15 protein-coding genes are annotated in these 13,791 nt (G+C 62.6%); 8 read left to right on the forward strand and 7 right to left on the reverse strand.

The genetic code is table 11. The annotated features are described in order from the left end of the window. Positions 1–102: 102 nt before the first annotated feature. From ACVCMJ_RS05645 to ACVCMJ_RS05660, 4 genes are all read left to right on the forward strand, one after another. Positions 103–1,929 carry a flagellin N-terminal helical domain-containing protein gene (locus ACVCMJ_RS05645; RefSeq protein WP_447080461.1) on the forward strand — a complete coding sequence of 609 codons (1,827 nt, stop codon included), beginning with the start codon at positions 103–105 and terminating at the stop codon, positions 1,927–1,929. Positions 1,930–2,154: 225 nt separating this feature from the next. Then, a complete protein-coding gene (locus ACVCMJ_RS05650; protein ID WP_447080462.1) occupies positions 2,155–3,081 on the forward strand; it encodes a hypothetical protein in 927 nt (308 codons plus the stop codon). Between the two features lie 43 nt (positions 3,082–3,124). Beyond that, the gene (locus ACVCMJ_RS05655) at positions 3,125–4,333 is read left to right on the forward strand and encodes a tetratricopeptide repeat protein (RefSeq protein WP_447080463.1); all 1,209 of its coding nucleotides are present in this window, start codon (positions 3,125–3,127) and stop codon (positions 4,331–4,333) included. Between the two features lie 17 nt (positions 4,334–4,350). After that, a complete protein-coding gene (locus ACVCMJ_RS05660; protein WP_447080464.1) occupies positions 4,351–4,812 on the forward strand; it encodes an adenylyltransferase/cytidyltransferase family protein in 462 nt (153 codons plus the stop codon). 67 nt (positions 4,813–4,879) lie between these two features. Here the strand turns inward: ACVCMJ_RS05660 and ACVCMJ_RS05665 are convergent, their stop codons facing one another. Continuing rightward, complete coding sequence (locus tag ACVCMJ_RS05665; RefSeq protein WP_447082683.1) at positions 4,880–5,179, reverse strand: helix-turn-helix domain-containing protein; 300 nt, start codon at positions 5,177–5,179, stop codon at positions 4,880–4,882. A 193-nt stretch (positions 5,180–5,372) separates the two neighbouring features. On the opposite strand from ACVCMJ_RS05665, the gene ACVCMJ_RS05670 reads away from it, so the two are divergent. Both ACVCMJ_RS05670 and ACVCMJ_RS05675 read left to right on the forward strand, forming a co-directional pair. Next, positions 5,373–5,681, forward strand: coding sequence for a type II toxin-antitoxin system RelE/ParE family toxin (locus ACVCMJ_RS05670; protein ID WP_447080465.1), 309 nt, complete (start codon positions 5,373–5,375; stop codon positions 5,679–5,681). Beyond that, positions 5,678–5,965, forward strand: coding sequence for a helix-turn-helix domain-containing protein (locus ACVCMJ_RS05675; protein ID WP_447080466.1), 288 nt, complete (start codon positions 5,678–5,680; stop codon positions 5,963–5,965). The genes ACVCMJ_RS05670 and ACVCMJ_RS05675 overlap by 4 nt, the downstream gene beginning before the upstream one ends. Before the next feature lie 5 nt (positions 5,966–5,970). Here ACVCMJ_RS05675 and ACVCMJ_RS05680 read toward each other — a convergent pair whose 3' ends face one another. The 4 genes from ACVCMJ_RS05680 to ACVCMJ_RS05695 form a co-directional block, all read right to left on the reverse strand. Further along, complete coding sequence (locus tag ACVCMJ_RS05680) at positions 5,971–7,029, reverse strand: alkene reductase (RefSeq protein ID WP_447082757.1); 1,059 nt, start codon at positions 7,027–7,029, stop codon at positions 5,971–5,973. Positions 7,030–7,238: 209 nt separating this feature from the next. Then, positions 7,239–8,246 carry an allantoicase gene (gene alc, locus ACVCMJ_RS05685; protein WP_447082684.1) on the reverse strand — a complete coding sequence of 336 codons (1,008 nt, stop codon included), beginning with the start codon at positions 8,244–8,246 and terminating at the stop codon, positions 7,239–7,241. Positions 8,247–8,409: 163 nt separating this feature from the next. Further along, positions 8,410–9,339, reverse strand: coding sequence for an allantoinase PuuE (gene puuE / locus ACVCMJ_RS05690; protein ID WP_447080468.1), 930 nt, complete (start codon positions 9,337–9,339; stop codon positions 8,410–8,412). Between the two features lie 22 nt (positions 9,340–9,361). Continuing rightward, positions 9,362–10,120 carry a GntR family transcriptional regulator gene (locus tag ACVCMJ_RS05695; protein ID WP_447080469.1) on the reverse strand — a complete coding sequence of 253 codons (759 nt, stop codon included), beginning with the start codon at positions 10,118–10,120 and terminating at the stop codon, positions 9,362–9,364. Between the two features lie 205 nt (positions 10,121–10,325). Between ACVCMJ_RS05695 and uraH the strand changes: the two genes are divergently transcribed. Both uraH and ACVCMJ_RS05705 read left to right on the forward strand, forming a co-directional pair. Next, entirely contained in the window at positions 10,326–10,679 is a 354-nt protein-coding gene (gene uraH / locus ACVCMJ_RS05700; protein WP_447080470.1) for a hydroxyisourate hydrolase, read from the forward strand. Positions 10,680–10,762: 83 nt separating this feature from the next. Next, on the forward strand, positions 10,763–12,076 hold the full coding sequence (locus ACVCMJ_RS05705; RefSeq protein WP_447080471.1) for a urate hydroxylase PuuD: 1,314 nt from the start codon (positions 10,763–10,765) through the stop codon (positions 12,074–12,076). Positions 12,077–12,083: 7 nt separating this feature from the next. Here ACVCMJ_RS05705 and ACVCMJ_RS05710 read toward each other — a convergent pair whose 3' ends face one another. Together ACVCMJ_RS05710 and ACVCMJ_RS05715 are read right to left on the reverse strand one after the other, a co-directional pair. Continuing rightward, on the reverse strand, positions 12,084–13,199 hold the full coding sequence (locus ACVCMJ_RS05710; protein ID WP_447080472.1) for a hypothetical protein: 1,116 nt from the start codon (positions 13,197–13,199) through the stop codon (positions 12,084–12,086). Continuing rightward, complete coding sequence (locus tag ACVCMJ_RS05715; protein ID WP_447080473.1) at positions 13,189–13,770, reverse strand: type 4 pilus major pilin; 582 nt, start codon at positions 13,768–13,770, stop codon at positions 13,189–13,191. The genes ACVCMJ_RS05710 and ACVCMJ_RS05715 overlap by 11 nt, the downstream gene beginning before the upstream one ends. Positions 13,771–13,791 lie beyond the last annotated feature (21 nt).

The following is a 13,791-nucleotide window of genomic DNA, read 5'->3' on the forward strand; positions in this document are numbered from 1 at the left end:
CGCGCCCCCTCCTCCGTTAACGAGGCTGAACAGGAGGTCACTCGGTTTGTCGTCCTGGGCAAAAAGCGCGAGATCCTCGCCATAAACACTTAGGAGTCTTTCATGGCTGTCATCAACACAAACTATTTGTCCCTGGTCGCCCAGGGCAATTTGAACAAATCCCAGTCGGCCCTGGGTACCGCCATCGAGCGCCTGTCCTCCGGCCTGCGCATCAACAGCGCCAAGGACGACGCTGCGGGCCAGGCAATCGCCAACCGCTTCAGCGCAAACATCACGGGCCTGACCCAGGCCTCGCGCAACGCCAACGACGGGATCTCCATCGCGCAAACGACGGAAGGTTCGTTGAACGAAATCAACAACAACCTGCAACGCATCCGCGAACTGTCGGTACAGGCCGCCAACAGCACTAACTCGCCGTCCGACCTGAAGTCCATCCAGGACGAAATCACCCAGCGCCTGGGCGAAATCGACCGCGTGTCGGCGCAGACGCAGTTCAACGGCGTGAAGGTGCTGGCCAAGACGGGAAACCTCTCGATTCAAGTGGGTTCCAACGACAGCGAAACCATCAATATCAACCTGAAAGAGATCACCTCCAAGACCCTGGGGCTGGGCAAGCTCAACATGCAGAGCCAGATGGTCAGCGTGGACGACCAGGGAAAGAGCAACTTCACTTCCGTGGCGAATCCGTTTGCAGCCCAGACGTTCTCGGCTGTAAGCAGCACCTGGATTGCGGCCGCAAGCGCTCGTTGGACCCAATTCGACTATAAGACCAACGGCTCGACCGGCGCTTATAGTGCGTTCGTTGTCGGTAACGACAACCAGCTGTATGCGCAGCACACAACATCTGGAGGTTCCGTCGTCTACTATGCCGCGACATACGACGCCACCAGCGACAAGATCACAGTGAGCGCGGCGGCGGCTACTATTACGAGCACCAGCATCAATACTTCCGCCACACAGTTCTACACGAGCGGAAGCGGCGTCGTGGCCATTGGGCAGGCGACTCTCGCCAAGATTGTCACCACCCCGCCCACGGTCAGTACCGTGTACATGGTCAACAACTCTGCCGGCGTACCGACAAACTACTACGTACAGACGACCAGCGGAACCTATTATCAGGCCTCCCTGAATTACGGCACGGGCAGTCTGACGCTCGACATGACGACGGGCTCCAGCACCGCTCCGACCGGCGGTTCTGCTGGGGTGTCCATCACGGCGACGAGCGTTCTGTCCAGTATCGGTACGGCGGCAGTCATGCTCAATTTCAGCGCCGTGACCTACTCGGGTACGAACACGCTGGTGAAGAACAGCGCGGGCGACTACTACGTCAAGAACGTCAATGGCGGCACCTCCGCTTACTACGCAGCGAATGCGCCTACATCATCGGGCAAGGTGACTGTGGCTTCCGGTACGACCGCACTGGTGCAGAACTGGGATATGTCCGCCGTGAATTCGGCGCTGGGCGGTACAAACACCTTGGTCAAATACAACGGTGCGGGTGCGGCTTCAGGCCAGTACTTCATCCAGCACGTGTCCGGATCGGGCAGCACGGCAACGACGTCGTACTATGCAGCGGCCGCCAATTCCACGACCGGAGTTATCACTCTGACGCCGGACGCCGGCGCTTCTGGTTCGGCTACCCCGACGGCGGTAGTGGTTGATCCGCTGAAAGCCATCGACGCCGCACTGTCCCAAGTGGACCAGATGCGTAGTGGGCTGGGTGCTGTGCAGAACCGGTTCGAATCGACGATCGCCAATCTGGGCAACACCGTCACCAACCTGACGGCCGCTCGTTCCCGCATCCAGGATGCGGACTACGCGACGGAAGTCTCGAACATGACGCGTGCTCAGATCCTGCAACAGGCCGGTACCGCAGTGCTGGCACAAGCCAACCAGGTTCCGCAAACGGTGCTGAGCCTGCTGCGGTAATCGTTCCAGGCGGGGCGGCTCAACAGCAGCGTTGAGCCGCGCCACGCTGTGACGCGCTTTTCGAGCGGCCCCGGCTCCTGTCGGGGCCGCTTTCTTTTGCCGCAAAGCAGGCAATAGCACGCCTCGCAAATGCGGAAACTGGCCCGATAAGCAGCGTCACCTTCTCCCGTCGTGTGGCACCCAAGACCGGCATAATGAAATCCCGGAAAATCAGGAAAGATCAAGATGGCTGAGCTGGTCACTCCAGGAAGCGACGCCTCCAAGGAGCGCTTTCAGTGGTCCTTTCAGGGGCGGATCATGGCGCTGGACAACGGCGCTTCATTCGTTTCCAGTGCTGGCTTCCGAACCTATATGGATCTGGGCAGCTTTGCGGTGGTCGCGCTCGATCCGGGCGGCCGTCTTGCCCAGCGCACAGACCTTCAAGACCTGACCCAGGTTCAGATCGTTGCAGGGTCCACCCTTGGAAACGGGGAAACCGTTACCTTCTTCGCCTGCCTGGACAACGCACTGAGCGGTACGCTCGAACCTCTGCCGGCCAGTCTCGCTTCCACGCGGGGGCCCGGGAATCTCGGCGTGGGCCCGGTGCTGGCGCGGATCCCGATCGGGAGCCAACGGCTCGACGACATCACGAGCGACTCGACCTGCGACTGGCTCATTCTCGACGCGCTCAATGACAACGTGGCCATTCTGGAAAATGCGTCCAGAGCGCTGGCCGACACACTTCTGGTCGAAGTGGACGTTCCCTTTCAACCCGTCCGCGCGGGTCAGTCCGAATTCGGGTCCGTGTGCGGGACAATGACCTACAACGGCTTCCGTTTCTGTTGCTTCCATGGGTTCCGGATGACAAGCCGCTTCCCTACGGATCTCGATCTGGAAAAGACCCGGTCCAGTGAGATGCAGGCTGGAAGGGCCCTCTTCATGCCGACGGATGAACGACTGGCGACGATGTCAGTCAATCAATTGCAGAAGCTCTCCTTCCTGCTGCATACCGTCTATGGACTGCCGGATCTGGCGTTCCATGTACTGGCACAGTGCGACGCCGACTTGGCAAAGCAATATCTCGTGGCCGAAGGCTATCTCTGGCCGGTTGATAACGATGAAGGCGAATTCACGCTCACCGAAGCTTACAGTCCGGACATATGGAAAAAGTAGCCGCACCCATGGCGGAACGTGAATATAGAGGCCAGTACAGATCATGAGCAAGAACGCAGGAACTCCCCTCGCTTCGCAACTAATATCGAACAATCGTAGTTCCCCGAAGCTTCAGGCAATCTCCAAGGCCGCCGAATCGCACGAGAACGGCCGGATTGAAGAAGCGCTGACCCTTCTGGCGGAAGCAGAAAAAACCTGGCCTGACGACCTGCAGATCCCCTTTCTGATCGGCAAATATCTGGCCGACAAGGGCGCAACGAAGTCCGGAATCGACAGATTGGAATCCGTCCTTGCGCGCAATGAAGCACATTTGCCCAGTCTGATTGCACTGGGCAACATTCACTTGAAGCACGGTGGGATCACAAGAGCAAACCCGTATATCCAAAGAGCGCTGCAGACCGCTCCCAAGGACCCCGCCTCGCATTGTGCGATGGCCGCATTGCAGCAGCGTATCGGCAATCTTCCGGAAGCAGTGGAGCAGTACCGTACCAGTCTCGAGCTTCAGCTCAAATCGAAAGCCGATACACCCGAGCCCCCAAAAAAGGCGGCGTTCCACACCGATGACGCGGAGGGATTGCTGTGGAGGACTCTGGCGTTGATGGCGAAAAACGGCGTGCATATGTTCCCGGCATTCGGAACCCTGCTGGGGCTCATTCGCAATGGCGGGCTGCTCAAGCACGACAAGGACGTAGATACCGGCATTCCATTTTCGGAAATGCCACGTGCGATCGCCATCCTGCAACGGCACGGATGGAGAGAGGTCCACCATTCATTCGGTCTCATGAACCCTCGTGCGATGGTCAACGGCGCCGCGGGGATCAGTATGGACATCAGCGGCTTCGTGGTCGACGCGGACACTGGCAAGGCCCTGACGGCTGGCGCCTGGATGCCGGGTCTTCCCAAAGAATGGAACATGATCTTCGAATTCAGCCACATTCACCTCGAAAAGCGGCCGACGCCGGACGGTACCCATCAAATCTGGTTCATGACTGAACCAGAAGAATGGCTGGAGACAATCTACGGCGACTGGAAGACCCCCGACAAGAACTTCGACACCATGGTGGCCGCCCACAATATCCGCTCGTTTTCACTGCTCGCGAAGTGCTACGGCTACTCGCGCATATTCTCAAACTGGACGGAAGGCAAGATCGTCAGGGCCCGGGTGCTCGCCCAACACATACTCGCACGCGATCCGTCCGACCATTTGATGCAGAAAGTGGTTTCCCGGCTGAATCATAAGATTCTGTCCTGACCACAGGGATCATAAACATGTCGCGCGTCGTCATTACCTACGGCACCTTTGATCTGTTTCACATAGGGCATCTGAATCTTCTCGAAAGGCTCTCAGCCCTTGGAGATCGCCTCATTGTGGGTGTATCCACCGACGAATTCAACGAAGGCAAGGGGAAACACACGGTGATCCCATTTGCCGAGCGAAGCCGCCTGGTGGGAGCCATGAAGTGCGTGGATTTGGTAATCCCCGAATCCTCGTGGGAACAAAAACGTCATGACATTCAGCACTATGACGCGTCCGTGTTCGGCATGGGCGCCGATTGGGAGGGGAAATTCGACGACCTACGGAACCTGTGCGAGGTCGTGTATCTTCCGCGAACACGGGGCATCTCGACGACCGACCTGAAAAATACGTTGCGCATCCTTGATTCGGCGCACGTAAAGGACCTCAAGCACGCGCTAGACGTCATGTCGGCGATTATCGCCCGGCTGGATTAGGACAGGTTCGTAGTCAACGAGTCTGGGTCAACAGGCACTCGGCAGACATTTCGAGTGACAACGCCCATCACCCGATCGCCAGGTGGACTGGCTTCCCAATCCGGCTCAGCATCTCTACCAAAGTATCGATCGTGAACTTTGCGGTCTTCTTGTTGACCACATCGGATACGCGTGGGCGCGACACCATCAGGACCTCCGCAGCCTCCGCCTGCTTCAGGTGATGCTGCGCAATCCATTCCGCCAACGCAGTCATCAGTTGCTCCTTGAGCAGCCGCGTGTCGTTGATCTGCTGGCGCGAGGCGGCGTTCCTCTGGCGGCACGCCGCAGCGGCTCCGCAATTCCGCCGCTCCGCTAGCCGTGGCCGGATTCCGAGAGACACTTTCAACGCTCAGCACTTTCCAGGCTGGTCGCCCGCTGAGGGCTCGTCCACAATGGCGCCGTGTCGACCTTGGACTTCCATAACGCCCAAACTCCTGCAAGCAGTCGGAGCCACGGCGGCGGATCAGCGGACCGTCTGCTATCGTACATAGCATAAAAGAGATATTATGATGATATGGCGCGTGACGTTGATCGCCGCCGCCGAGGACGAGCTGATGAGCCTTCCGGCGGACATGCGGGCGAAGTTTCTTAGGATCAGCGAATTGCTGGAAGAATTTGGTCCACTAGCGGTTGGCTTACCGCATGTGCGGTTTGTGGAAGGGAGGCTGTGGGAGATGCGCATGACAGGTGGCGATGGTATCGCTCGTGCGCTGTACGCAGCCCGTAGTGGACGAGAGCTGACTGTACTCCATGTATTCGTGAAAAAGACCCGGAAGACGCCGCATAAAGCGATCGACACGGCCTTGGGTCGCCTGCGAGAAACCGAATGATGAAAGATCTGCACCAACTCAAGACCCGGCTTCTGGCCGACCCAGACACCCGTACGGAGTACGACGCGCTCGGCCCCGAATTCGCAATCGCGCGAGAGTTGATCAGTGCCCGTGTACGAGCTGGTTTGACACAGGGCGAGGTAGCGGCACTCATGCACACGACACAATCCACCATCGCACGCCTGGAAAGCGGCCGCGTAATGCCATCCATGCGCACGCTCACGCGCTACGCCGAGGCAACGGGCAGCCGTCCCGTCATCAAGCTGGAAGCGCAGCCAGCCTGATATCGCTACGCGACGGCCTCTTCCCAACACGGATAGTCCGTAAACCCGACCGCGCCGCCGCCAAAGAAATGCTGGGCATCGGGCATATTGAGCCGCCAGCCGTGGCGCATGCGCTCCGGAAGGTCCGGATTGGCGACAAAAGGCCGGCCAAAGCCGATCAGGTCGGCCCAGCCCCGTTCCATGGCGTCTTCCGCCCGCTGTTGCGTGTACTTTCCCGCGTAGATGAGCGTGCCCGAATAGATCATTCGCAACGCCTCCTTGAACGCGGGCGGCATGAAAGGCGCGTCCTCCCAATCGGCCTCGGCAATGTGCACATACACCACGCCCAGGGTATCCAGCAGTTTCGCTGCCGCCAGATACGTCGCCTGAGGCGTTTCGTCGACCGAGCCGGCGAGCGTCGTGAGCGGCGACAGGCGTACGCCCACGCGTTCGCGGCCAACGACGTGGATCACGGCTTCCACGACCTCGCGCAGGAAGCGCAGGCGCTTCTGCAAGGTGCCACCGTAGGAATCGGTCCGGTCGTTGACGCCGGAATCGATGAACTGGTTGACCAGATAGCCATTGGCCGCATGGATCTCCACGCCGTCGAAACCGGCCTGCAGCGCGTTGCGTGCGCCCTGCGCGAAATCGGCGACTACCAGGGCGATTTCGTGCTCGGTAAGCGCATGCGGCCGGGAATGCTGCACCATGCCGCCTACACCGCCCTTCGCGCCTTTATGCTCGGGGTCGATGAAGACCTTCACGCCATTGGCGACGCGCTCAGACGATGAAACAGGGGGTTTGCCGCCCGGCTGCAGCGAGACGTGCGAGATGCGTCCCACATGCCAGAGTTGCAGGAAGATGCGGCCGCCGGCGGCATGGACGGCATCGGTCACGCGGCGCCATCCCGCGACCTGTTCCGGGCTATGAATGCCGGGCGTCCAGGCGTAGCCTTGGCCCTGCTGGCTGATCTGGGTGCCTTCGGTGATGATGAGGCCGGCCGAGGCGCGTTGCGCGTAGTAGCGGGCCATGAGTTCGGTGGGGACGTTGCCCGGCCCGGAACGCGACCGGGTCATGGGCGGCATGATGATGCGGTTAGGCAGGGTCAGCGGGCCCAACCGGTAAGGCGTGAACAGCACGGCGTTTGACTCCTGGCCGGACAGGGAATCCGGTGACGGGGGTCATGCTACTCCGAAAAACGGCCGGCCCGCGTGTGGCGGTGCCCGCTACCCGGCACCCGTGGGGTGACCTCAACGAGGCGCTCGCCGATGCCTGTCGCGGGCGAAGCCGCGCCCTATTTCGCCAGCCGCCCCCAGATGCGCACGCGGCTGATGCCGCCGTCTGGGAACATATTCACACGCACGTGGGATACCGCTTCCTTGAACTGGATGGCATCGCCCTCGAAGAAGTGCTGCTTGTCCATCTCGGTCTTCTGCTCGCCCAGCACCGTGGGCCAGAACATGGACTGCGTCACCAGCGACTGATCCGTGGACTCGGCCACGCGGGCGCCCTGCACCGAGACGCGGTCCGGGTAGTTGCCCTTGAAGTGCGCCGTATCGATCTCGATCTTGTCGACCGTGACCGCATGGCCCAGCTCGATGATGATCCAGTCGTTGCCGGGTTCGCGGCGGCGGCGGGTTTCCCAGCCGTCGCCCATGTTGACGCCGCGACCGGCGTGGAGGATCACCGTAGGCGTGCCATAGTGGGCATCGCTGTAGGCGACGATTCGGCCGCCATTGGCCAGTGCCGAGACTTCGTAGGACTGGTTCGGGTCGCGCTGGTCCCAGTTGCACTGGGGCTGGCCGTAGACCCGCAGGCGGGCCACGCCGCCGTCCGGGAAAATGCTCAGACGCACGTGCGTCCAGACGCGGGTGTCGTCGATTGCGACGAAATGATGGGAATGGCCCTGCAGGGAGCGCGCTGGCACCAGTTCCACCCACTGCGTGTCTTCCGCGGGCTCACCCTCACAGTGGGCCACATGCACGGAGGCTGCTGGAGGGAAATTGCCGGTGAAGTGGCTGGTGTTGATGTCCAGGCCCTTGATCGTGCCCGGCAGCCCAAGCTTCACGATGGCGAAATCATGCCCGCCGTTGCGGCGGCGGCGCGTTTCCCAGCCATCCATCCACTTGCCGTGGTCGTCGAACTTGCCGACGATGAAGACCGGTTCGGAATCCTGCAACATGCGTTTCGCCTCGGCGAAAAACTGGTCCGTGCAGGACTGGACGGTCGCGCCCAGACTTGCACTGGCGAGATTGGGATGGCGGGTGGCAAAGGGCGGCAGATCGACAGCGGGGGCGTCCACGATGGTACCGACGGGCAGGTTGGGCGTTGCCATGACAGAAGCTCCTGAATGGATATTTAACGCCGCCGGCCCCGGGGTCGGCGGCGGGGACCGGCGTGATGCCGGCCTGGGAAACAGAGGAGCGCCGCGTCAACGGCGCTCTGACAAATGTGAAGCGGCCGGCTCAAGCCGCCTTGAAAGGATGCTCCTTGGCCCAATGGCGGGCGATGTCGGCACGCGTCGCAATCCACACCCGGTCGTGCTTCTGCACATGGTCCAGGAACCGCTGCAGGCCCGCCAGCCGCCCCGGGCGGCCGGAGAGCCGGCAGTGGATGCCCACCGACATCATCTTGGGCGAGGCGTCACCTTCCGCATAGAGCACGTCAAAGGCATCACGCAGATAGTGGAAGAAGTGGTCCGCAGTGTTGAACCCCTGGGGCGAGGCAAAGCGCATGTCGTTGGTATCCAGCGTATAGGGCACCATGAGCTGCGGATGCGTTTTGCCATTGCCCAGATCGACTTCGGTCCAGAACGGCAGATCGTCGCCGTAGTAGTCCGCGTCGTACAGGAATTTGCCTTCCTCGGCGACGATGCGCAGCGTATTGGGACTGTCACGGCCGGTGTACCAGCCGTCGGGGTGGCGTCCCAGGATGCGGGTGACGATATCCAGGCAGCGCTGGAAGTGCTCGCGCTCGACGGCTTCGGAGACCTTCTGATAGTGGATCCAGCGGTAGCCGTGGCAGGCGATTTCGTGCCCGGCCTCGACGATGGCCCGCGCCACGTCCGGGTTGCGTTCCAGCGCCATGCCCACGCCAAAGACGGTCAGCGGCAGCTTGCGCCGCTCGAACTCGCGCAGGATGCGCCAGACGCCCGCCCGCGAGCCGTACTCGTAGATCGACTCCATCGACAGGTGCCGGTCCGGATACGATTCCGCGCCGATGATTTCGGATAGGAACTGTTCCGAGCCCGCGTCGCCATTGAGTACGCAGTTCTCGCCGCCTTCCTCGTAATTCATCACGAACTGGACGGCGAGGCGCGCCTTGCCCGGCCAGTTGGCCGGTGGTGGCGTGCGCCCATAACCGATGAGGTCGCGGGGATAGTTTCTGTCTGACATGGAGCGGCTCCCGAAAATGTGCTCAGCGTTTCACGCTGAAGGCGGACCAGGGATCGGGGGTGCCGGTGCCCGGCTCCTCCATCCGCAGTTCGCAGTCCTGTAAATGATGATCCATGGCGGCGCGCGCGCTTGTCGCGTCGCCCCGCGCTAGATGGTCCAGAATCTCCCGGTGCTCGACATAGGAGCAGGTGCTGCCCGCGGTACGGTCGCCCAGCGCAATGATGAGCGTGGTGCGCGCGCACAGCCCGGTCAGGAGTTCGGTCAGCACCTGGTTGTCCAGCAGCCGCGCCAATTCGACGTGAAAAGCATTCGACAGCCGGATCCAGCTGATGCGGTCGCCACGCTCGAAGGCCTGCTGTTCGCGGTCCACCATGTCGCGCAGGGGAACGAGAAGCCGGGCGATGTCCTTCGATACCGCCAGCAAGTCCAGCGTGATGTCCTCCAGCGCGCGGCGCACGGCAAACACGTCGCGCACTTCCTTGGGCGTGGCCTGCCAGACACGAGCCCCCCGGTTCGGCTCGATGACCACGATCTTGTCGTGAGCCAGCCGGGCGAGCGCCGCCCGCACCGTACCGCGCGAGCAGTCGAAGACGGCGCACAGTGTCGCTTCGGTCAACTTGGCGCCGGGCAGCAAGCGCCTGTCCATGGCGGCATCGAAAATTTCGCCGTAGACGCGGTCCACTTCCGGACGTTCGGCAGCGGGCCGGGGATCGCGCAGCGAAGAGGCGCGCGGCGCCTCGAGGTCGCGCGCGGCCTTGTCCGCGGGTTTGAGCTCCAGCATGGAGGGTCGAGTCCTGTCCACCGAAATTGTTGACAATTATTGTGGACCAGACGAAAATCGTCAACACAAATTGTCGACAACAATTTAAACCGTCCTGCCCCGAGTCGCATTGGACCGCCGTCCGATGGGCTCGCGAACCGGCCGCCAAGGCCGGGCCGGCCATACCGGGGGCCTTTTGGCAGGATACTGACCGGAGACATATCCCATGGGAAAACTTTCCACCCATGTTCTGGACACCGTGCATGGTGTACCCGCCCAGGGCGTTGCCCTGGAACTGTACCGGCTGCACGGCGATGTCCGCACTCTGCTCGTCGAAACGGCCACCAATGCGGACGGCCGCTGCGACGCGCCGCTGCTCAGCGGCCCTGCGCTGATCCGAGGCACGTACGAGCTGGTCTTCCACGCCGGCGACTACTTTGCCCGCAAAGGCGTGACGTTGCCGGAACCCCGCTTCGTCGACCAGGTGGTGCTGCGGTTCGGCATCGCCAACCCCGACGAAAACTATCACGTCCCGCTGGTCGTGACGCCGTGGACCTGGTCCACCTATCGCGGCAGTTGACGTGCGCTTGCCGCCCCCGCGCTCCGGCGTGACGGCGGCCAACCGCGTTGCATGACCCCTTTTGACGAGATCGTGGAGACCCCATGGAAGGATTCCTTCTGGATTACAGCAACCTGCTGCTGCGCTGGCTGCATGTGATTGCCGCCATCGCCTGGATCGGCGAATCAATTTACTTCGTGATGCTGGACCTGAGCCTGCACAAGCCGCACACCGAACGCGGCAAGCAGCTGGGTGTATTCGGCGAGCTGTGGGCCGTGCATGGCGGCGGCTTCTACCACAACGAGAAATACATGACCAACCCGGCCGAGCTGCCCGACGACCTGCACTGGTCGTTCTGGAAGGCCTATACCACCTGGCTGTCGGGTTTCGGACTGTTCGTGCTGCTGTACTGCCTGAACGCCAACATCTATCTGGTGAACCCCAACAGCCCGTGGGCGTGGGTGCGCGGCATGAACGGCACGGAAGCCAGCCTGGTGGCCGTGGCGTTCCTGATCGTGGGCTACAACGTCTATTCCCAGCTATGCCGCATCATCAGTCCCACCGTGAACCACGACGGCTGGCTGAGCGTGGCCGTGGGCGTGATGATGGTGTTCGCGTCGTGGCTGTCCACGCAGATCTTCCCGGGCCGCGCGGCCTTCCTGCTGGTGGGCGGGCTTATGGCCACCTGCATGGCGTGGGGCGTGTTCTTCTGGATCATTCCTGGCCACCGCCGCATGATCAAGGCACTGAAGGCGGGCGAGAAACCCAATCCGCTGGATGGCGCCTGGGGCAAGCAGCGTTCGGTGCACAACACCTATTTCACGCTGCCGGTGATTTTCCTGATGCTCAGCAACCACTACTCGTTCACCTACACGAACGAGCATGCGTGGATCATCATGAGCCTCTTCATTTTTGCCGGCGCGGCCCTCCGCCAGTATTTCGTGCTGCGCCATACCGGCAAGAATGACCTGCGCTATCCCACGGCCGGCATCATTCTGCTGGCCCTCATCGGCTGGATGGCGGCGCCTTCGCCGGCTCCCGCGCCGGCTCCGGTCGCTGCGGGTCAGACGGCAGCGAGTCAGGCGGCGGTGGGTCAGGGAGGCCCAGCGACGCCCAGCGTCGCCTCACCGGCAGGGGCTGCGCCAGCCCAGGCGGCAGGCACGACACCGGCCGGCGTGACCCTGGCCCAAGTACATGGCATCCTGCAGGCGCGCTGCGTCGAATGCCACTCCGCCAAGCCGACCCAACCGGGCTTTGCCTCGGCGCCCGCCGGTATCATGCTGGACACGACGGCCCAGGCCACGCAGCACGCCGCGCAGATCAAGCAGGTGGTGGGCAGCAAATACATGCCGCTGGCCAACCTGACGAAGATGACGGACGAAGAACGCGCCGTGATCGCGGGCTGGAACGGGAAGTAGCGGGGATCTAGTTCGGAATGCAGAGATACCCCATGGTGAGCCCATCGGGCGCCGTCATGGAGCCGCTCTCGGATACCTGCAGGATCGAGAACCCGGCCGGACACAGGCATTCTCCGGTATAAGGATTCGGAGTGGGCGTGCCCAGGACGTTCCTGCATCCCCGGCGGCTGTTCAGCATGTAGCCACCGCCGGTCGCCCGCGCCACCAGGGTCCACTTGCCCTGGCGGCAGATCAGGACGCCGGCATAGTTCTGATCACGTCCCACGGCACCCTCGATCGGACAGGCAGTGCCGCCCTTCCAGCCGTCCTCGAGCACAATGCTTTCTTTGGCCACGACCCGGGTGTCGCTGCGGACCACCCCCTTTGCAGTCATCCCGTTCTGAAAGTCGGGATCGCGCGTGTCCCGCACGCGCAGGAATTCCTCGGTATCAGGCGAGCCTCCGACGTCACCGGCCAGCGGGCCGCGCCCGAGGTTTTGCCCCGCAAAGAGCGCGACCGTCCCTGGCCTCCATTCCGAGGGGCCACCTTCCGGCACGAAGATCTGCTCCCCCGCCCCGCTGAACACTGAGGGCTTGTTCGGCCACAACACGAAGCCCCGGCCACCGGCGGCCAGCAGCCACTCGGCCACCAGCGCCGCGTCGATTTGTCCGGATCGGCGCTGCAAGGCGCTGCGGGTGTATACCAGCGCATTCAGGCGGCAGCTTTCCAGCGGGCAGTCGCCGCTGCGCCAGATCCGCAATCCCAGCTCATGGCCCATCGGCCCGAGCTGCTGCCAGCCGGCCGACAGGAACCCCTGCGCCTGGAGATCGTGCCAGCTCGGGGCGGGCCATGGTGCGTCGGCGGGTCCGGTTTCACCACCCGCGGATGCGCCCTGTGCAACACGGGCGGATTCGCGCGACAGGTAGGCCTGGACGGCATCCCGCGCCGTCTCCATCCAGGCCGCCAGGCTGCGCGCCTGCAAGACGCGCGTGCGTTCGGCCCATTCGTGGCTGCCCCAGACGGCCAGGGCCAAGGCCAGCGCCGCCACCACCATGAATTCGATCAGCAGCGACCCGCGTTGCCCCGCCGGGAGCGTACCCGGCGGCGCGCGGCGAAGCGGGAGGTGCAGCCGGCTAGTGGACATGAAACACGAACTGATTGACGTCGCCCTTGGCGCAGGCCGATTCAGTCGCCAGCGCGCTGTAGACGATGTTGACGTCCTTGACCGTCTGCGCAGGGCCGGCGTCCGAACTGACGACAATGCGATCAGCTACGCGCTGCAGCACCGAGGCGATCGACGGGCAGGCCACATGATTCACCTGGCGCAGGCGAACCAGAAACCCGGCCCCGGCGTCCGTGGGTTCAACTTCGACCGCCCCGCCGCCGCCCAGACCATGCAGGACCGTACCGTCCGCCGCCGCGGTCAGCACGGTGGAATCGGCCACCAGAGCGGCCAGGCTCGGTGTTCCGATTCCATCGTACGGCGCTTCGCCGGATGTGCCCGCATTGACGCGGGTGTGCATGACGAAGCGGGCCAGTTCCTGGCCGACCTTGGGTACCTTGTTCTCCATGACATAGCCGCCGATGGCCGGAATCCCGATCACGGCGATAAGGAGCACGATGGCCGTGACGATGGACACCTCGATGAGCGAAAATCCGCGCTGCCCCTGCCGTGCGGCGAGCCGGACGTCCTTCGGTTGATGATTCAGTTGCATGGTTTTCCCCTGCCGGCTCAC

It is taken from the genome of Castellaniella sp. UC4447_H14 (genome assembly GCF_052978285.1).